This is a genomic window from Xylanibacter brevis P6B11 (assembly GCF_000621825.1).
Lineage (GTDB): Bacteria > Bacteroidota > Bacteroidia > Bacteroidales > Bacteroidaceae > Prevotella > Prevotella brevis.
Map to the genome: position 1 here is coordinate 38,171 of NZ_JHXG01000006.1, position 19,184 is coordinate 57,354.

The window sequence follows — 19,184 nt, forward strand, 5'->3', positions numbered from 1 at the left end:
ATTAAGATGTCAAGAGAGAAGAGCATCATCATTGCCGCACGCACCATCAGCATGATGTTCACCCCTTTCTACCTGCCGTTGGTAGGACTTATTGTGCTGTTCACCTTCAGCTATCTCAGTCTGCTGCCGGCAGGCTATCGGTTCATGGTGCTTAGCCTGGTGTACCTGTTCACCATCCTGATGCCCACCTTCCTTATTCGCCTTTATCGCAACTATCACGGTTGGACCCTGTTCGAGCTGAGCCACAAGCGCCGCCGTCTGGTGCCCTACCTCATCTCCATCTGCAGTTATCTGCTGTGCATACAGGTGCTCAACGCCCTCAACATTTTCCACTTCGTGTCGTCTATTGTCTTTGCGGCGCTGATGGTTCAGATTGTCTGTGCCATCATCAACGTGTGGTGGAAGATATCTACCCACACCGCCGCCATCGGAGGTGTGGCCGGTGCCCTGTTGGTGTTTGCTGAGATCTTCGCTTTCGACCCCACCTGTTGGTTGTGCCTCACGCTTGTCGTGGCAGGCATGTTGGGCAGTGCCCGCATGTTTCTGCGCCAGCACACGCTGTCACAGGTGTGCGTAGGCTTCCTCGTGGGCCTCATCATTGGCGGCGTAAGCATATTCTATTTCGCAATCGATTAAAAAAAACAAGCATATGAAACCAGTAGTAAGTATCATCATGGGCAGCACGAGCGACCTGCCCGTCATGGAAAAAGCATGTAAGTTGCTCGACGAGATGCAAGTTCCTTTCGAAGTCAACGCCCTGTCGGCTCACCGCACGCCCGACGCCGTTGAGACCTTTGCCCGCACCGCTCAGGAGCGCGGCCTGAAGGTTATCATTGCCGGAGCCGGCATGGCAGCCGCACTGCCTGGTGTCATCGCAGCCTCAACCACGCTGCCCGTCATCGGCGTTCCCATCAAGGGCATGCTCGACGGTCTCGACGCTATGCTCTCTATCATCCAGATGCCTCCAGGCATTCCCGTTGCCACCGTTGGTGTAAACGGTGCACAGAACGCAGCCATCCTTGCCGTAGAGATGTTGGCCCTTAGCGATGCCGCCCTTGCACAGCGTCTCAGCGACTATAAGGCTGGTCTGAAGAGCAAGATTGAGAAAGCAAACAAGGAATTGGCTGAGGTGAAATACAACTTCAAGACCAATTAAGCTGCACAAAGACCTTTTTACACATTAACCCATCAACTATGAGAAGAAAGACAATAGAAGTCCACGTGGGCAACATCGCCATTGGCGGCGACAACCCCATCCGCGTACAGTCGATGGCAACAACTGACACCAACGACACCGAGGGTAGCGTGGCACAAGCCAAGCGCATCATCGATGCTGGTGGTGAACTGGTACGCTTTACCACACAGGGCACTCGTGAGGCAGAGAACATGAAGAATATCTCTGCTTGTCTGAAGGCCGATGGCTATCATACACCACTTGTCGCTGACGTGCACTTCACGGCCCACACTGCCGATGTAGCTGCGCAGTACTGTGAGAAGGTGCGCATCAACCCAGGTAACTATGTTGATCCGGGTCGCACGTTCAAGCACTTGGAATACACCGATGAGGAGTATGCCGAAGAACTGAAGAAGATAGAAGCCAAGCTCGTACCTTTTATAAATATATGTAAGGAGCACCACACGGCGGTGCGTATTGGTGTGAACCACGGTTCACTCTCCGACCGCATCATGAGCCGTTATGGCGACACACCTGAAGGTATCGTAGAGAGCTGTATGGAATTCCTGCGCATCTTCCGTCGCGAGAACTTCAACGATGTGGTTATCTCTATCAAGGCCTCCAACACCGTTGTGATGGTCACCACCGTACGTCTGTTGGTGAAGACCATGGATCAGGAGGACATGCACTATCCCCTGCATCTGGGTGTTACAGAAGCAGGCGAAGGTGAGGACGGTCGTATCAAGAGTGCACTAGGCATCGGTGCCCTTCTGACAGAAGGCATTGGCGACACCATTCGTGTGAGTCTCAGCGAGGAACCAGAGTGCGAGATTCCCGTAGCCAAGAAACTGGTGGAACTCATCCCCGAGTGCACACAGCTTCGTGCAGAGGCAGAAGCCAGCATCAAGGACGACACCATCACCCTGAACCTCGATGCCGCTGACTGGGAGACATTCCAACTGAAAGCAGCAATGGCCGTAGGTGCCCTGCTCATAGACCGCAAAGCCACTAAGTTGGACATAACCAGTTCCGCTAGTTTTACTACTCCTGCTAGTTTGATTAGTCTTGCCGACGCCATTCTTCAGGCCGCCCGCATTAAGTTCACCAAGACCGAGTATATCTCATGTCCTGGTTGCGGACGCACGCTCTACAACCTGCAAGAGACCATTGCCAAGATCAAGGCAGCCACCAGTGACCTTGTGGGCTTGAAGATAGGTATCATGGGATGCATTGTGAATGGTCCGGGTGAAATGGCCGATGCCGACTACGGCTACGTAGGAGCAGGTCGTGGTAAGATCTCGCTCTACAGAGCCAAGGAGTGTGTCTTGAAGAACATTCCTGAAGAAGAAGCAGTTGAGCGACTGCTGGAACTCATTCACAGCGACCGCTCAACCAATTCAACTAACTAATAGCAACTATTCCGCTTCATCGGCATCCTCTTCCTCGTCCCATTCCACGCGACGTCTTCTGAAGTTATAATCCGATGCCGTAAGTAACTGTTCCCCTCTGATTGAATAAACTTCTATCAGAGGGCTTTTATATGTCTTTTTCATTTCACTATCACTTTTTTGCCATTCACGATATACAATCCCTTAGCATTCTTCTTCACCTTACGTCCCATCAGGTCGTAAACAACTCCCTCGCCTTTGGAGAGGGCCGGGGTGAGGTTCCCAATACCCGTAGTCTCATCTTCAAAAGAGAAAATAATGTCACGAGCTTCATCCGCACTGCTTGTTGGCAACTGCAAGTAGGCCTTTCCTGCTGCTATCTCTTTGTTGGCAGTGCTTACCTTCTTAAACACACCATCCTTTAAGATAAAGTTTGTCTTGTCGCCATCAGTAGCAGGAAGCACCTTTGGAGCCACCACACCCACAAGTTTGTTGCTGACTGCCTCGGGTGTTGTCTCAGCAATACGCAACGTACAAGCCGTGCCAGCCTCACCTTTAATGAGGAGTCCTGTTCCCGCCTTTGCACTGGTCACAGCAGTTAGCACAAGCTCAGAGTCACTATAATCAGAAGCATAGCGTACTTTCAGGTCGGCAGCCTCAGCAAAGTCAACATCGAAATCACGGGCAAAGGTAAACACATCCGTGGCAGGCGTGAAAAGGATATCAGCTGTTGCCTGGTCCTTAATCCAGTCAGCCTTCCCATTTAGTGCGGCTTTGATATCATCGAGAGCCGATGCCTTTGTATAGAACACAGGATTGTCTGTCGATTCGAAGATCTGCCAGGTATCCTCTGTGGGGATAAGTGTCAGGCTGCTACCAGCATAGTATATGTTCTTCAGCACTGAGCAGTTCTTCAACGCATGTTGGTCAAGACTAACCGAACCCAGGATAGTCAGAGACTTCAATGCATTACAATTCTCGAAAGCACTCTCACCCACTTTGTTGACTGAAGCAGGAATCGCACAATACTCCAAAGAAGAACAGCCATAGAAGGTCCATCCTTCAATCTGGTCCATACTGCCATTGTTATAGACAGCACGCAGTCCGGTGCAACCAAAGAAAGTGCTGACACCCTGCAGCGAATAGACCGTAGAAGGGATTGTTACAGAAGTAATTCCTGTCATCTCGCGAAAAGCACATCCTTCAGCTATCTCACCACCTTTGATAAAGGCCACCGAATAGGTCTTCTCATTGTTAGCTACACTAGCAGGAATGACAACATCTCCCGTGAGTTCCACATCCGGACGAATCACCATCACTTCATTTTTCTCACCATCCTCCGTCACAACTTTGTACTTCAGATTGTCAACTGTGAACACGTCATCAACAGCGGCCATGACTATCAGAGGCATAGCCATTAATAGTAAAAAAGTAATTTTACGCATAGTTTTTTTTATTAGGGTTATGTTAGTTTTTGAATAACTTTGATTATTTACGTTCTTTGATACTGATGGCATAACCACCACCGGGAGCAGCCTTCAGGCGAAGAACAGTCTTGTCTGTCACCACTTTCTTCTTAATGGTGTAAGCCTGCGGATTTGTTAGATAGTGAGCATTGGGCGCATCGGCATAGATGGTACAGTCATACTTCTTACCAGAATCCAGAAATGAAAGCGGTAATACAGACTGATGCCCCTGCTCTCCACTGGTACATCCCACAAACCAGTCGTTCGTTCCTTTAGCCTTTCGGGCCACAGTAATATATTGACCAGGCTCAGCCTCCAGATAGCGTGAGTCGTCCCAATCTACTGCCACATCCTTAATAAACTGGAAAGCATCCATGAAACGCTCGTATTGCTCAGGTACATCAGCAGCCATCTGCAGTGGAGAGTACATAGTCACATAGAGTGCCAGCTGACGAGCCAGCGTGCTGTTTACATGTGAGTGGCTATTAGGATCCACCTTACTCATATCCATCTCAAAGATACCTGGGGTATAGTCCATCGGTCCTCCTTGCAAGCGAGTAAAGGGCAAGACCGTTGTGTGCGACGGTTTATTGCCACCAAACGATTCATACTCCGTGCCACGTGCCGACTCATTGCCAATGAGATTAGGCCATGTACGACAAAGACCAGTAGGACGCACTGCCTCGTGAGCATTCACCATAATGTGGTGCTTGGCAGCTTCGGTGACACAATACAGATAATGGTTAACCATCCACTGACCATAGTGGTGCTCTCCACGTGGGATGATATTCCCCACATAGCCACTCTTCACAGCATTATATCCATATTGGTTCATCAGTTTGTAGGCCGCCTCCAAGTGCCGTTCATAGTTACGGACAGAAGCCGAAGTCTCATGGTGCATCATCAGACGCACCCCTTTGGAGTGGGCATAGTCGTTGAGTGCACGGATGTCAAAGTCTGGATAAGGCGTCTGGAAGTCGAACACATAGTCCTTGGAATGACCGAACCAGTCTTCCCAACCAGTGTTCCATCCCTCCACGAGCACCTGGTCGAAACCGTGTTGGGCAGCGAAATCAATGTAACGACGTACATTCTCATTGTTAGCAGGATGTTGTCCGTGAGGTTTTACATGACTATAGTCTGTCTCTCCAAGTTTAACGGAAGGCAGATCGAACGTGTACGACCACTGTTTTCCTCCACCAATCATTTCCCACCACACGCCAACATACTTCACAGGCTTGATCCACGATGTGTCGGTAATTTTGCAAGGTTCATTAAGATTAAGGATTAGGTTGGATGAAAGGATGCCACAGGCATTGTCTGCAACCATCACAGTTCGCCACGGCGTGTGACAAGGCGACTGCATGTGAGCCATATTACCCTGGGCATCGGGTGTTAGTTGTGTATTGAAGATAAAGCGATTGTCATCAAGATCAAGATGCATGCAAGAATAGTCTATGAGTGCAGCCTCATGAATATTCAAGTAGATACCATCTGCCGTCTTAAGCTGCAGAGCGGTCTGCACGCCCGTAGGTGAGAATAATGTTTGCGAGGCATTGTCACAGATGGCCGACTTCATAAGTCCTCTGATTTCCGATAGTTTCGATTCTGTATAGTCATACTCCTGTGTATCGTAGTCACCCGGAATCCACCAAGCCGTATGATCACCAGTCATAGCAAACTGAGTACGCTCGTCCTTTACCACAAAGTAAACCAGTTTTTCCTGCTGCGGAAACTCATAGCGGAAGCCCACACCATCGTTATAGACGCGAAAACGGATATTCATAAGACGTCCCGTTTCATCTTGCTGCAAACGAACAAGCAACTCATTATAATGATTGCGTATGTTCTTTGTCTCTCCCCATACAGGTTGCCAGGTCTCATCGAAGGTAGAGCACTCAGTAGCAGCCAGCGTGAAGCCGTCGAGCAGAGAGTGCTCTTCTGCAAGCTCCAAGCCCAACTTACTGGGAGCCACAACTTCTTTCGAGTTAAAACTCATGGCATACGTTGGCACACCATTACCAGTAAGCGTAAAAGCAACGCTGACCAGTCCATTGGGCGATGTCACCTCAATGTTTTGAGCATGGGAGTTAAACAGTGTGCAACGCGCCATGAGAAATGCAGTAATTAGGAATAATATCTTTGTTTTCATGTTTATTTATTCGTCAATCTTACAATTTTACATCCATGTGCAGGAATAGTAGCAGAGAGTGTTCCGCTGATGTTTCCCTCATCAGCATGTTTCCAGAGGTCACGCATCTTCAGCGTGCCACTGATACCCAACTGACTCAAGTTCACGCTGACCGTAGCCGACTGGTCACCGCGGTTGAATAGTCCGACAATATAATCACCGTTGCTCATCGTGCCGTACCATATCTCGTTCTGCTTGTCGTTCAGTTGGTCACTAAGCGGTTTACCTACAAAACCGTCCTTGTTGAGAGCCAACAGTTCCGAGTTGGTATAGAACGACGTGTTGTTACCTATGGTACTCTTCTGATCAGCAATAGACACAGGACCACCAGCCAGTAGCTGTAGTGAGACAGCCGTCTGTTTCTCAGCCTCGGTTGCATATTTGTTCAGTCGAAGGAAGTCACCGTCAAGTATCACCTTGTTACGACCAGCGATGTGCGACCAATAGACAAAACCATCAAACTGGTTCTTGCAGTTGGGCCAGTTTGTATAGGAACGACCCTTGTCGTGAGTGGAAGTATGATTCCATCCGCCATCTTCTGTATCAGCCACGATGCGAACCATATTACCATAGCGGGCTTCCACTTCCGCATCATTATACATGTGGGGCATCACCAGCGAAGTGAAGATGCCATACTTCTTAGCCGACTGGGCGATGTAAGCCATTGCTCTTCCGTAAGCCTCACGTCCATAGCCGCGTCCCACCAGTCCTTGTCCACGGTCCTTACCATCCTCATACCACGACAGGAAGTCCATGCGGATGAAGTCCACACCCAAGTCATGATAATGCTTGAAGAAACCATCTATGTACTCCTGAGCGCCTGGTTGCGTGCTGACAACCCACGTAAACCAGAGGTCTTGCGTCGTGGGATTCTGCACAGCAGAGCTACCATTGTATATCAGGTTACCGAAGATATAGTCCGTTCCCTCTATCTTTGTATTGCGCGGACCATGAATCCACAAAGGGTTATCATAGACACCCAGGCGCAAGCCCTTCGCCTTACACTTTGCGGCCAAGTCCTTCAAGGCCATAGAGCCATAGTGAGTCATATAGCCAGACTCATCCTTTGCCGTCATAGGGATAAAGCCGTCCGTACATATCATGTCGTAGCCATAAGGCTTCAAGTCGGTAGCCACCCATGAAATGATCTCATCCCACTGCTGTTCCGTGAGATCCATATCACTATTGGCCACGCCAGCAGCGCTCTGTTCGTAGCAGTATTCATACACGCTCCAGTAGAGCGGAGCCTTCACGCCATCATGTATTCCCTCCACCACGGGCAGTTCCGGCAGTTCATACTTAGGAGGATAACGCATCTCCACATCGTCCTTGCACGACGAACACAGCATCGTCATTGCCAAGGCCATTGTCCAAAATATCATTTGTTTCATCTCTATTATTTCTTTTCTACGTGAATGGTATAGTTTTCCAAGTCGAAAGTGATGCTATAGGTTCCGGCCTCCGTCACGTGCCATTTATCGTCAGGGTTCGTTGTGTAAACGAAGTCGGAAGCCGAAACACCTGCAGACGATATCTCCACATCGCCCGAAGAAGGACGCAGGAACGGGCACGAGAAAGTACCATCAGGCTCAAGACAGGCTTTCATATCGCCCGTATTCAGGTTACCCTCCCACGTAAAGAGGTACTTATTCGACGCATCACGTGTCAGAGGAGTCGGATTATCCATACTCCAACCGTTAGGTGTCGCATCACCGATCATGTAAAGAGTCTCAGATTCCAGCGGATCTTTCTTCACCACGATCTCGCCCAACCACTCTGTGGACATCTGCCAGTGGCGCAAGTCAAAGGTCAGTCGATACTCTCCAGCTTCCGTCACACGCCATTTATTATCGGGATCACCAGCATGCATCTCAAACTTCTGATTGACCGTAGCTGTCTTGTTAATCTCCGTTCCGTGAATCTCAGGACGGATGAAGGCTGCATCCCAACTGCCAACCGTGAGGCAGAGTTTCATCTCACCCTTGTAAAGAGGTCCTTCCCAGACAAACACCAGCGCATCATCAGCCGTAGGTGTCAGAGGCGTCGGACTATCAATGCTCCAGCCATTAGGCGTCGCATCGCCGACCATATAGAGCGCTGAGGTCTTGATAGGCAGCTCACCCTCTATAATCTTCAGGTCCATCTCGCTATCGCAGGCTGTCATCAGCAGGGCTGCGAATGCTATCAACATATATTTCATAGGTTTCATCGTTATTTCGTTTTATTTCACTATCACTTGTTATATCCAGGATTCTGCACAAGCGCAGGGTTAGCATTCAGAATAGGACGCATGATGGGGAATATCTTCGTATGGTCGTCGGCATCGGGCGTCTTGTCCCACCACGAGCCTGAAGTGAACTTGCCGAAGCGGATGAGGTCTATGCGACGACGGCTCTCGGCAAAGAACTCACGTCCCCATTCGTCGAGCATTTCCTTCATATCGAGCGTAGCAGCGCCATCAGGCTGATAGAGCACCGTAGGCAGATTGGCAGCAGGATAGTTGCGGCGACGCACCTTGTTGAGCAGTTTGCCAGCAGCAGTCTTATCGCCAGCACGCAGCTTGCACTCAGCCAGCGAGTAGATAATCTCGGGCAGTCGTATCTCCGTATAGTCGCTCTCCATCTGGTGAGCATCATTATCCGTATAGAAAGGGTACTTGGCAAAGTGCCAACCAGAGTTATGATCACCATCGCGCAGCGTGCTGCTGGTCGTCACGAGCCACTTGTTAGGAGCCAGGTCCTGAAACTTACCCACGGCATCGCGGATATAAAGGTCGTAGGGAGACTCCGGAGCCTGCACACGCTTGGTGGCGCCATTATCATCCTTGTACTCCAGATAGCCATAGAGGAACATACCCTCACGCTGACTATTACCCAGGTTGCGATAGAGTTTCATGCGCTCATCGCCCGCATATTTGCGGAAATGCTCCACAGGCATGCCCAGCTCATAGGACAACTTCGTACCGTTAGGCGCATAGCTTGGCGAAGCGGCATACTTCGTATTATGGTCGCCAGCCTTACACTTACTGTCGTTCAGATAGTAGCGGGCACGGGCAGGAACAGTCCACCAGTAGGTGTCACCCTGATACTGCCAGTAGCTATAGCCCGGGGCTGCAGGGAAGCCGAAGATCACCTCGTCGCACACATCGTTGTTCCAATCGAAGGCAGCATCCCAGCGATCAGCCACCTCATACTTACCATACTTGCCATCCAGAATGTCTTGTGCCACTTGTGCACAGTCCGCATATCGGTCCTCATCGATATAAACCTTCGCATTCAGGTAGAGGCGCACCAGCAGAGCAGCAGCACCAGCCTTGGTCCATTGTCCCTGCAGATTGGCTCCGCTTCCCAGCTCCGTCTTCTCCGTAAGCAGCGGGAGACACTCCTTCAGGTCGTTCTCTATGAGTTGGAAGATGACCTTAGGCTCCACCTGTGTCTCCGTGTTCTTCGACACATCATTGTAGCTCACAGCCAAGGGCACATTGCGGAAGCCATCCAACAGGCGCAGGTAGAACCAAGCACGCAGCACACGGCACTGTGCTTTCAGGTTGTTGAACTCCGCCTCCGAGAAGCCGAAGCGTGAAGGCGTCAGTGCGTTCAGGTCTTCAATCACATAGTTACACTGCATGATGCCCTGGAAGCAACCATTCCATTCCGTCTGTGCGTCGCCGCCATCCTCCACGTTCCAGTCGTGGTAGTGCAGTCGGCGCCACTTGCCACCATCATCCCACCAGCCGTCTCGTGTGGGAGTGATCAGCTGGTCGGCTGTCAGTTCGTTGAGCACATGTCTGCTCTGTATGCTCCAGAAGGCATGTTCAAAAGGACGGAACGTAGCACGAATCACGTCGTTCTTGGTGTTATAGTAGTTCTGCACGCCCACCTGGTCATAGAGTTTCTCGTCCAGGTCTGTGCAACTACTAAGTATTGCTGTACAGCATACAGCCACCACCATTTTATATATATAGCTCTTCATCTCTGCTTTCATGTTTTTGTTTCTCATTACTCATTGCGTTAGAAGTCCACTTGCAGTCCTACAATGAACTGGCGTGTTGATGGGAAATAGGTGCGTGAGCCCTGTCCGCCTGGCGTCAGACCGTTCACCTGATAGGTCGAAGGATCCACACCACTGAACTTAGTCAGCGTCAGGATATTCTTCATGGTGCCATAGACGCGCAGTCTGTCCATGAAGCGCCAGTTGCGAGGGCTGAACGTATAGCCCAGCGTCATCATGTCGAGTTTCAGATAGTCGCCACGTTCCAGGAAGTAGTCGCACACCACAGGGTTCGCCGATCCAGCTATGCTGTAGTTCTTGGCATAAGCCTTTTGCAGACGGTTACCCGTGAAGTTGCGCGTGCCATAGTAGAAGTCATGGATATTGAAGATATCATAACCGAAGGCACCACGGAAGAAGAGTGAGAGGTCGAAGTCGCGCCAGCGGAAGTTATGGCTCGACGACATCGTGAACTTAGGCATGCCGTTGCCCACCACCTGGCGGTCTTCATCGCTGGCCTGCGAAGCACGAATGATGTCACCGTCCTTGTCATATACCAGCCACTCGCCATCGGTAGTATGTCCGGCATAGCGCCACATGTAGAAGTTACCCAGCGACTTGCCTTTCTCAATGCGTTGGAGGTTGTAGAAGGGATAGGGATCCTCCGTGCCGCACACGTCGTAATAGTCCTGTCCCACGTACTGAGAGTTGCTGAAGTCCACAAACTCGTTCTTCATCGTTGTACCCACGATGTTCAGGTCATAGGAGAAGTCCTTTGTGTTCACCACCTTCAGGTTCAGGTCGAACTCAAAACCGGTGTTCTTCATCGTGCCCACATTGACGAAGGTCTCATCAAACAGATAGGGCGGAACGCTGACCTTATAGTTACCCAGCAGGTCCTGCTGACGACGACTGAAGTAGTTCAGCGAGCCATACAGACGACCATTGAACAGCGAGAAGTCCAGACCCACGTTCCAGTTCTTACCCTTCTCCCACTTCAGGTCGGGGTTCACATTCTTCGATGGTCCCCACACCTGGAAGTACTTACCATTATAATAATAGTAGCCGAAGCCCGTCATGGTGTTCAGCGAGAGATAGCTGCCGAAGTCCTGATTACCCGTCACACCATAGTCGGCACGCAGTTTCAGGTCACTTATCCAGCGAATATCCTTCATGAACTTCTCCGACGAGATGCGCCAACCTGCCGATACGGCGGGGAAGTTACCCCACTTATTGTCAGCACCAAACTTAGAAGAACCTTCATGACGCAGCGAAGCGGTGAAGAGATAGCGACCGTCGAAGTCGTAGCTCACACGACCGAAGAAGGCAATCAGCTTTGCGTCGTTCTTGTAACTGCCCATCATCACCTCGCCCTCTTCCTTGGCATATTCGCCAGAGCCCAGGTTGTCGGCACCAAGACCGTCGTTGGGGAAATCCTTGTTCTCGGCACTCAGACCCGAGTAGCGCGAGTACTGATAAGAGTAGCCCACCATTCCCTTGATGTTGTGCAGACCTATGCTGCCACTATAGTTCGTGAGCCATTCCACCACCCTCTGACTCTCCTTGCTATACGAGCGGCTAGCCTCGCCGTCGCGACCGTTGTTGATGGCGATGGTACTTGTCGAGGGACGGAACCACGTATTGTCGTTGCTGTACTGATGATCAGCAAACATAATCTGAGTAGTCAGCCTGTGGCGCATCGTCTCGTCGTTGGCGAGCAACGGCAGGAGGTTAAGTCGCACCGTGCCATCCAAGTCCAGCAGACGCGTGTCGGCATGGTCGGTCTCCAGTCGCTGACGCTCCACAGGGTTCGAGCCTACCACCTGTCCCATGAAGTTATAGTAACGTACAGGATTCTCGGGATCCATGAGCGGTGTGGTGGGGTTCGCCTCGATAGCATCTTTGAAGACACTCCAGTCGGCATTGTCGCGGTCTATGATGCGCGGTGCGACATTGGCGGTTAAGGTAAACAGTCCATTTTTAGTGGTATGCATGATTGATGCGCGTGCGCCATATTCCTCGCGCTTAGAGCGCAGGTCTATGCCGTGGGCATTGCGATAGTCAGCACTGATGCGGTAGTTGCTCTTGTCGTTGCCTCCGCTCAGGGTGAGTGTATGCTGTACGGTAGCGCCCGTGCGGCTCACGGCATCGAGCCAGTCCACATTGCCTCCCAGGTCCACACCGGTGTCGCCCCATCCCAGACGCACGGCGCGATAGTCCTGGGCGTCCATCATCTTCAGTTCCTTTTTGATCACGTCCCACGACATCATCGTTGAGTAGGAGGTGTGCATATTGCCGTCCTTACTGCCCTTCTTCGTAGTGACCACGATGACACCGTTGCTTCCGCGCGTACCATAGATAGCTGAGGCAGCACCGTCTTTCAGGATATCGAAAGAGGCTATATCGTTAGGATTAAGGTTGGTGAGATTGCCACCGGGCACACCATCGATGACAATCAGCGGGCCCAAGCCAGCCGAACGCGAGCTGACACCGCGTATCTGTATGCTGGCCTGGTTGTTTGGATCGCCGGCACCTGTGTTGGTGATGCTGACACCCGCTACCTTACCCTGAATCATCATCGAGGGATCCAGCGAACTGACTGTCAGAAAGTCTTTCTCGCCTACGTGCGACACGGCCGATGTCAGTTCTTTCTTGTCCATCGTTCCGTAGCCTACCACCACTACTTCGTTCAGCACCTTGTTGTCTTCTGTCATCGTAATGGTGAGCTGTGTCTGTCCGTTCACTGCCACCTCTCGGGTCTCGTAGCCCAGGTAGCTAACCACCAGCGTGGCCTTTGCAGGAACATTCATCACGAAGCGACCGTCCAGATCGGTGATGGCACCCGCTGTGCCCTTCTTTCCTTTCTGAACCACAGACGCACCTATGATGGCGTCGCCCGAGGCATCTTTCACCAAGCCTTGCACGCGTACCTCTTGTGCAAGTAGTCCTAAAGGCATCAGCAGCAAGATTAACATGCTGGCCACCCACCGGACTGATCGTTGTCTTTGTTGTCTAATTCTCATGATAATCATCAGATTGTTTTTGATGTTATTGTTTCGTTTTTAGGATTTCGATGGCAAAGGTAGTGCATTACCCATGAAGTTATATCACATAGTAATGCCTTGGTAAATATATCAGATCTACATAGACATAAATCAATTTGATAATCAGTAAGTTATAAAAGATATTAAAATCGCCATAGTAAATAGCTCCGTTTCCCATTGTTTTGTTATTTTTGCAACATAATTACTAAACTATATCACTTCGCATGGTCAGAATCATTCTATTACTAACCCTCGTCATGCTGTCTTCCGCGGTGAAGGCAGACAACCAGCAGCTCTATGAGGAACTGGATGCCACGATAGCGAAACGTGGACAATACATAGAGGCAAAGGAGAACCAGATTGCCTTTTTGAAGAAGAAACTGCGCACGGAGCGCGATAGCAGCGCCATGCTGAAAGTGGTGGAAGACCTCTACAGCGAGTATCATGTCTATCAGTTTGACTCGGCCATGGTCTATGCTAACCGCGGACTGACACTGAGCCAGCGACTGGGCAATCGTTACTATACCGACCTGTTCACGGTCTATGTGGCACAGATCATGGCTATTGGCGGACTCTATAGCGAGGCAATGGCCTATCTCGACAACTTCAAGCCTGCCGAGGCCGACGAGCGGTTGCTCTTCAAATACTATTTCACCTACTTTAATATATATGCCTATTGGAGCGACTATTGCGGCGATACGACCTTCACGCCCCACTACCGGCAGAAGGCCAACGAATACTTGCGCGAGGCTATGCTACACGCTAATCCGCAGGACCCCGACTACCAGTACTACAAGGGCGAACAGATGGTGTATGTGACGGCCAACAGCAAGCAGGCTCGCGAGCACTACCTGCGCATCCTCGACACCACCGAGGAAACATCGCGCATCTATGCGATGTCGGCCTTTGCTTTGGCTGGCAACTATAAGGTGGACAACCAGATGGAGAAGTACGAGGAGTATCTCATACGCTCGGCCTTGAGCGACCTGAAGTGCTGCACCAAGGAGAATATGTCCATGCAGGTGTTGGCAGAATATCTGTTCAGCCTCAGCGACCAGCATATCGAAAGGGCGGAGCGCTACATCAACGTGTCGATGGAGGATGCTAAGTTCTACAACAACCGTCTGCGCATCTTGGAGATTTCACGCACGCTGCCGCAGATCATGCTGCGCTATCAGGAGACGGTGAAGACGCAGAACCGCGCCTTGCGCTACTCGCTGCTCTTCATCTCGCTGCTGGTCATTGCCATGTTGTGGGCCATCTGGCTCATCTATCGCAAGAACCGCCTGCTGGCGTTAGGACGTAGGGAGTTGGCGGATAGTAACATGCAGCTGACTGAGGCCAACCGCCAGTTGGCTGTGTCCAACGAGCAGCAGGGCATTCTGAACCAGAAGCTGGTGGACACCAACAAGCGTCGCGAGGGACTGGCGTCCATCTATATAGACCTTTGTGCGCAGTATATTGACAAGCTCAACAAGTACCAGACGCTGGTGAAGCGCAAGATCAAGGCGAACCAGGCGCAGGAGCTCCTGCAGACTATCTCCTCTACGCGCATCTCCGAGGAGGATGCTGCCACCTTCCTCACCCGTTTCGACAAGGCCTTCCTGGAGCTCTACCCCACCTTCATCGACGAGTTCAACGAACTGCTACTGCCCGAGGGGCGCATCCTGCAGAAGACGCCAGGCACGCTGACCACCGAGTTGCGCACCTTTGCCCTTATCCGCCTGGGTGTAAAGAAGACCACCGACATCGCTGACCTGCTCTTCCTTTCCTCGCAGACCATCTACAACTGCCGTTCTTTGGTGAAGAACAAAGCCATCAACAAAGACACTTTCGACGACGATGTGCTACAACTGTGCACCGTGATTAAATAAAGGATAAGTTAAGAGGAACGATTATGAGTAAGATTACAAAAGAACAATATGAGTTTGCATTGGCACGAATTGAGGAGCTATTGCCAATTGTTGACGACAACACACCAGCCAACGACCGCAATGCCGTAGAGCTAACAATGATGTCAAACATAGTCATAGATTATGAAAAGGAGCATTTCCCCATCAACAAGCCAACAGTTGCACAACTGATTGAGTTATCGCTTGAAGAAAAGCAGATGAGTCAGAAACAGTTAGCAATTGAAATTGGTGTCAGTCCTTCTCGCATCAACGACTATGTTTCTGGCCGAGCAGAACCTACATTAAAGATTGCTCGCCTTCTTTGCTCCACACTTGGCATTACGCCTGCAGCTATGTTGGGCTGCTAATAACATAAAACAATGCCGCTACCCGTTCTGTAGGTAGCGGCATTGTTTTTATATAACGATAGCGCAGGATCAGTAATCCTCGTCGTCGAAGTCGAAGAAGCGGGATCCGAAATCGTCTGACGTTTTAATCTCGTCTTCCTCTTCAATACTAAGTGTTGCATTCGATGCTTCCATCAGGTGAGAGGTCATCTTAACCTTTACGACCTCCAACTCAGGTTTCATATATATCTTTTTCATATCTTCTTTCGTTTAATTGTTCTTAATGTTACCGCCTTCGGCGGGAAGGTTTAGCTCGACGGCCGAAGGGAAAGTCAAATTTTTCAAAATCTGATTCAAAATTCTACAGAATAATTATTTTTCCTTTTGAACAATTTTGTTTCTAATTCTGAGAAATCTCCTTGCGAAGCAGGCTCCCTTATTTCACAAATACCTTTCTACCATTCACAATATAAAGTCCCTTCGCAGGCGTAACCACGCGACGACCCATCATATCAAACACAACTCCCTCGCCTTTGGAGAGGGCTGGGGTGAGGTCCTCTATTCCCGTAGCCTCATCGTCGAACAACACAGTAAGCTCGCGTGCGCCAGCACTCTTTGACACCTTCAGATAAGCCTTGTTGGCAGGAATAGCCACACTCGCGGGATCGAAGAGACCAAACGTCAACGTGTTCTTTTTCAGACCGAAGTAGTAATAGTTATCATCGCCAGTAAATGTTGTACCTGCAGTATTAACTAGGAACGCATTACCCGTCACATCAGTTCCAGAGGCAGCAACAGGAATATTGTAAGTCTCGCTAGCCTCACCCTTCAGCAGCAAACCAGTATTAGCAGGAACAGCCTGGTCTTTAATCTCCGTAAATGTCACCGTCGTTCCCGTTACGCCAGCCTTATAAGCCGTCAGTCCGCTTGGCAGGTGCTCCAGGTCTAGAGCATGTTTATCAGCAAAAGTAGTATAACCATTCGTTCCCATAGTAGCAGACACATGTCCCGTTAAGTTGATGGCACCCAAACCAACATTACCGCTAGACTTACTAGTATATATCCACTTAATAAAACGAGTAGTAGCAGGAAGGTCATCGGAATCAAACGTTTCTGTTTGTGTGTCTCCTAAAGTCGTATAGGTTGCTAAATCAGTATAGTCAGAACCATTGGCAGAATACTGAACCTTGAATGTTCCGCCAGAGAAAGAGTTACCTTTTATTTTGAATGACAGCTCAGTTGGAGCGGCATTAAATTTCAGAATTAAGTTATCACCAGTACCATCAAATTGCATCTTTGGTGAAGTTTTATAAGTGCCAAGTCCCGTTGGCGTTAAACCATTTGGCAAACTTCCCGTACCATTACCATCATAAGAAAAAGGCAAAGTTGCAGGAAGAGCCACACGATACTCTGCAGAAGCAACCTCACTATTAGCCCATCCATCCTTAATAGCAATAGCCTTTATGGTTTGAACTGTAGAAACAGAGATAGCACTCGAGTACGTTGGACTACTTGTTGTTGGAGCAGCTCCATTGGTTGTATAATGAATCGTGGCTCCATCAGTAGCACAAGAAAGCTCTATAGTCTGTGTTTCATCAAAATCGCCACCAGCTAAAGAGAAGGTCGGAGTTAAGACCTTAAGGGTGTAAGTAGCAGAGGACACCTCACTATCTGTAAGACCATCTTTTACGGCAATTGCCTTAATAGTCTTACTCGCATCAATTGTTATAGCACCAGTATAGGCCGTACTGCCCGATGTTGGAGTTGTTCCGTCTAAAGAATAATAAACGGCTGCGCCATCTGTTGTGCAGCTAAGAGTTATGCTCTGTGCTTCATTGTATGTCCCCTCTGCAACAGAGAACGTAGGCTGCGTAGCTTTTACACTATATGTAGCTGAAACCACATCACTCTCATCACTTCCATTGATAGCTATTGCCTTAATAGTTGTTCCAGCAGTCAGTACAATAGGAGTTGTATATTCCGTACTTGCACTTGTTGGGTCTGCAGGCGTAGCTCCTTGTGTATAGTAGATTTTTGCTCCATCAGTAGCACAACTCAGCGAAACAGACTCTCCATAAAGCAATGTTGAACCATCTGCAGAGCTAAACAAAGGATTTGCAATATCTTTGTAAGTGTATGTAGCACTTGCTACCGTACTTGCGATGCCACCCTTTATAGCAATGGCCTTTACCTTAACAGTATTTCCCGCACTAACACTAATACCTGTAGCAGGAACATATGCCGTGCTTGTGCTTGTCGGGTCATCTGGCGTACTTCCGTCGGTAGTCATTGTGTAATACATATCTGCACCATCTGTTGCACAAGCCAAATGCAGAGTAAAGTCACTACTAAAATCACCAGAAATAGGATCGAAAGTTGGAGCTGCAGGAGCTGCGGGAATACCAGTTAACAATATATCATCAACTCGCGATATCCATGTTTTTGTTGGTTTATGTTTAAAGATAAGTTTCAAACTCGAACCCGTTCCTGATATTGTTGTACTCACATAATGCCATCCCGTTGTATTACCATACCCCGTAAGTGATAGTTTAACCTCTTCACCACTATCTATTTGGGAATAAACATCAATATATCGGGCTGATCCACCATTATATATTGCAAAATATAAAGTCAATCCACTCTTACCAGTAATCTTAATATTTTGAATCGTCAAAAAAGTTGTTTCTGTATTGGCAGTTCCTTGCTGCCACGCATTTCCGCCGCCTGAAGCCACAGAATAGTTAGAAGTAGTACTCGCATTACCAGAACCTACCTTACCTCCGCTGTAACATGACGCAACTGTTTGAGCACCGGTTAGATTAAACATTGCAGTCGTTGCTGACCACCCTGTATAAGAAGAAATTTCAGTGTTAGATGATGGAGTTCCAAAATTCTCCGAATAAAGTATTTCTGTTGCATCCGCCCACGCAGAAGTTGTCCCCTCCACTACTAGGGCGCATAGTAGTAGAAGAGTGTTAAGTAAAAATGTCTTTTTCATAATTGAAAATTTTAATAGTTATGGTATATTTGTTGTATCTAGTTAGTAGGCTGTTGCCTCACGGCAAAGTCTGATAAAAATACTAGGACAAAAGTAGTAATTATTTATGAATCAGCAAAATAATTGATAGTAAAATGTAATATTTTTCACATTCATTTAACTATGCCCGTCCCATCCCCGGAGTTTGGCGCTGCTTTTCACCCCGTTTGGCGCCCCCATTCAATGCGTTTGGCGGCGCCAAACCAAACGAATGGCATAGCAATACCGAAACCATCAAAACAGATTATAGCCATAATTAAAACAATTATAGCTATAATTCGCAAAATTATAGCTATAATTTTATTTCAGGCAATTATTCTTATCCCGCAATCATGCAACGCTTGCAGCAGAAAAGTCGCCGACTAACGATATGGTTTCGCAAGGAACGTTTATCTAGAAAAAAACAATAAAAACTCTCACGTCAGTATGTGTCGGACTTACAGTCCTTACAAGCTGAAAGATATCTATTTTTCCTTGGGTGCGAGCACCCAGATAAAAATACCTACCTTCCAACTTGGTCTCTTGCTGAGACAGCACATACTGAGTGAGCAAAAACATCGCCCTTCGGGCTAAAAAACAGAAGCCCTTCACCGGGCCTCCCGAGGAAGGGAGTTAAGAATGAAGTCTCCCCTCGGGGAGATTTAGAGGGGGTTGG

The 19,184-nt window shown here is 49.1% G+C and carries 13 protein-coding genes; 5 read left to right on the forward strand and 8 right to left on the reverse strand.

The features are described 5' to 3' along the window. The first annotated feature begins 6 nt into the window (after positions 1 to 6). From T496_RS0101805 to ispG, 3 genes are read left to right on the forward strand one after another with little or no spacing between them, the layout of a single operon-like run. Positions 7 to 636: a phosphatase PAP2 family protein gene (locus T496_RS0101805; RefSeq protein ID WP_044109113.1), complete on the forward strand. Its 630-nt coding sequence runs from the start codon at positions 7 to 9 to the stop codon at positions 634 to 636. A gap of 13 nt (positions 637 to 649) precedes the next feature. Then, the gene (gene purE, locus T496_RS0101810; RefSeq protein WP_027449234.1) at positions 650 to 1,156 is read left to right on the forward strand and encodes a 5-(carboxyamino)imidazole ribonucleotide mutase; all 507 of its coding nucleotides are present in this window, start codon (positions 650 to 652) and stop codon (positions 1,154 to 1,156) included. 38 nt (positions 1,157 to 1,194) lie between these two features. After that, positions 1,195 to 2,583, forward strand: a complete 1,389-nt coding sequence (gene ispG / locus T496_RS0101815; RefSeq protein WP_044110438.1) for a (E)-4-hydroxy-3-methylbut-2-enyl-diphosphate synthase — start codon at positions 1,195 to 1,197, stop codon at positions 2,581 to 2,583. Positions 2,584 to 2,723: 140 nt separating this feature from the next. Here the strand turns inward: ispG and T496_RS0101825 are convergent, their stop codons facing one another. From T496_RS0101825 to T496_RS0101850, 6 genes are read right to left on the reverse strand one after another with little or no spacing between them, the layout of a single operon-like run. Next, positions 2,724 to 4,007 (reverse strand): leucine-rich repeat domain-containing protein, encoded by a 1,284-nt coding sequence (locus T496_RS0101825; protein WP_197018916.1) that lies wholly within the window; start codon positions 4,005 to 4,007, stop codon positions 2,724 to 2,726. 43 nt (positions 4,008 to 4,050) lie between these two features. Further along, complete coding sequence (locus tag T496_RS0101830) at positions 4,051 to 6,141, reverse strand: glycoside hydrolase family 97 protein (RefSeq protein ID WP_044110441.1); 2,091 nt, start codon at positions 6,139 to 6,141, stop codon at positions 4,051 to 4,053. Positions 6,142 to 6,182: 41 nt separating this feature from the next. Next, positions 6,183 to 7,601, reverse strand: a complete 1,419-nt coding sequence (locus T496_RS0101835; protein WP_231477974.1) for an alpha-galactosidase — start codon at positions 7,599 to 7,601, stop codon at positions 6,183 to 6,185. A 14-nt stretch (positions 7,602 to 7,615) separates the two neighbouring features. After that, the gene (locus T496_RS13190; RefSeq protein ID WP_081783506.1) at positions 7,616 to 8,428 is read right to left on the reverse strand and encodes a SusF/SusE family outer membrane protein; all 813 of its coding nucleotides are present in this window, start codon (positions 8,426 to 8,428) and stop codon (positions 7,616 to 7,618) included. A 23-nt stretch (positions 8,429 to 8,451) separates the two neighbouring features. After that, positions 8,452 to 10,218 carry a RagB/SusD family nutrient uptake outer membrane protein gene (locus T496_RS0101845; protein ID WP_394331332.1) on the reverse strand — a complete coding sequence of 589 codons (1,767 nt, stop codon included), beginning with the start codon at positions 10,216 to 10,218 and terminating at the stop codon, positions 8,452 to 8,454. Between the two features lie 11 nt (positions 10,219 to 10,229). After that, positions 10,230 to 13,232 (reverse strand): SusC/RagA family TonB-linked outer membrane protein, encoded by a 3,003-nt coding sequence (locus tag T496_RS0101850; RefSeq protein WP_027449240.1) that lies wholly within the window; start codon positions 13,230 to 13,232, stop codon positions 10,230 to 10,232. A gap of 245 nt (positions 13,233 to 13,477) precedes the next feature. Here T496_RS0101850 and T496_RS0101855 point away from each other — a divergent pair, with 245 nt between their 5' ends. Together T496_RS0101855 and T496_RS0101860 are read left to right on the forward strand one after the other, a co-directional pair. Then, a complete protein-coding gene (locus tag T496_RS0101855; RefSeq protein WP_027449241.1) occupies positions 13,478 to 15,127 on the forward strand; it encodes a DUF6377 domain-containing protein in 1,650 nt (549 codons plus the stop codon). 23 nt (positions 15,128 to 15,150) lie between these two features. Next, a complete protein-coding gene (locus tag T496_RS0101860) occupies positions 15,151 to 15,513 on the forward strand; it encodes a helix-turn-helix domain-containing protein (RefSeq protein ID WP_027449242.1) in 363 nt (120 codons plus the stop codon). Between the two features lie 69 nt (positions 15,514 to 15,582). On the opposite strand, the gene T496_RS14815 is transcribed toward T496_RS0101860, so the two are convergent. Then, positions 15,583 to 15,750 (reverse strand): hypothetical protein, encoded by a 168-nt coding sequence (locus tag T496_RS14815; RefSeq protein ID WP_155808583.1) that lies wholly within the window; start codon positions 15,748 to 15,750, stop codon positions 15,583 to 15,585. Positions 15,751 to 15,928: 178 nt separating this feature from the next. Further along, positions 15,929 to 18,490 (reverse strand): chitobiase/beta-hexosaminidase C-terminal domain-containing protein, encoded by a 2,562-nt coding sequence (locus tag T496_RS14315; RefSeq protein WP_027449243.1) that lies wholly within the window; start codon positions 18,488 to 18,490, stop codon positions 15,929 to 15,931. Positions 18,491 to 19,184 lie beyond the last annotated feature (694 nt).

Bases quoted from the DNA above. Each gene is read 5' to 3' on its own strand.
- T496_RS0101805 (WP_044109113.1), top strand. From the start codon at position 7: ATGTCAAGAGAGAAGAGCATCATCATTGCCGCACGCACCATCAGCATG.
- purE (WP_027449234.1), top strand. From the start codon at position 650: ATGAAACCAGTAGTAAGTATCATCATGGGCAGCACGAGCGACCTGCCC.
- ispG (WP_044110438.1), top strand. From the start codon at position 1,195: ATGAGAAGAAAGACAATAGAAGTCCACGTGGGCAACATCGCCATTGGC.
- T496_RS0101825 (WP_197018916.1), bottom strand. From the start codon at position 4,007: ATGCGTAAAATTACTTTTTTACTATTAATGGCTATGCCTCTGATAGTC.
- T496_RS0101830 (WP_044110441.1), bottom strand. From the start codon at position 6,141: ATGGCGCGTTGCACACTGTTTAACTCCCATGCTCAAAACATTGAGGTG.
- T496_RS0101835 (WP_231477974.1), bottom strand. From the start codon at position 7,601: ATGATATTTTGGACAATGGCCTTGGCAATGACGATGCTGTGTTCGTCG.
- T496_RS13190 (WP_081783506.1), bottom strand. From the start codon at position 8,428: ATGAAACCTATGAAATATATGTTGATAGCATTCGCAGCCCTGCTGATG.
- T496_RS0101845 (WP_394331332.1), bottom strand. From the start codon at position 10,218: ATGAGAAACAAAAACATGAAAGCAGAGATGAAGAGCTATATATATAAA.
- T496_RS0101850 (WP_027449240.1), bottom strand. From the start codon at position 13,232: ATGAGAATTAGACAACAAAGACAACGATCAGTCCGGTGGGTGGCCAGC.
- T496_RS0101855 (WP_027449241.1), top strand. From the start codon at position 13,478: ATGGTCAGAATCATTCTATTACTAACCCTCGTCATGCTGTCTTCCGCG.
- T496_RS0101860 (WP_027449242.1), top strand. From the start codon at position 15,151: ATGAGTAAGATTACAAAAGAACAATATGAGTTTGCATTGGCACGAATT.
- T496_RS14815 (WP_155808583.1), bottom strand. From the start codon at position 15,750: ATGAAAAAGATATATATGAAACCTGAGTTGGAGGTCGTAAAGGTTAAG.
- T496_RS14315 (WP_027449243.1), bottom strand. From the start codon at position 18,490: ATGAAAAAGACATTTTTACTTAACACTCTTCTACTACTATGCGCCCTA.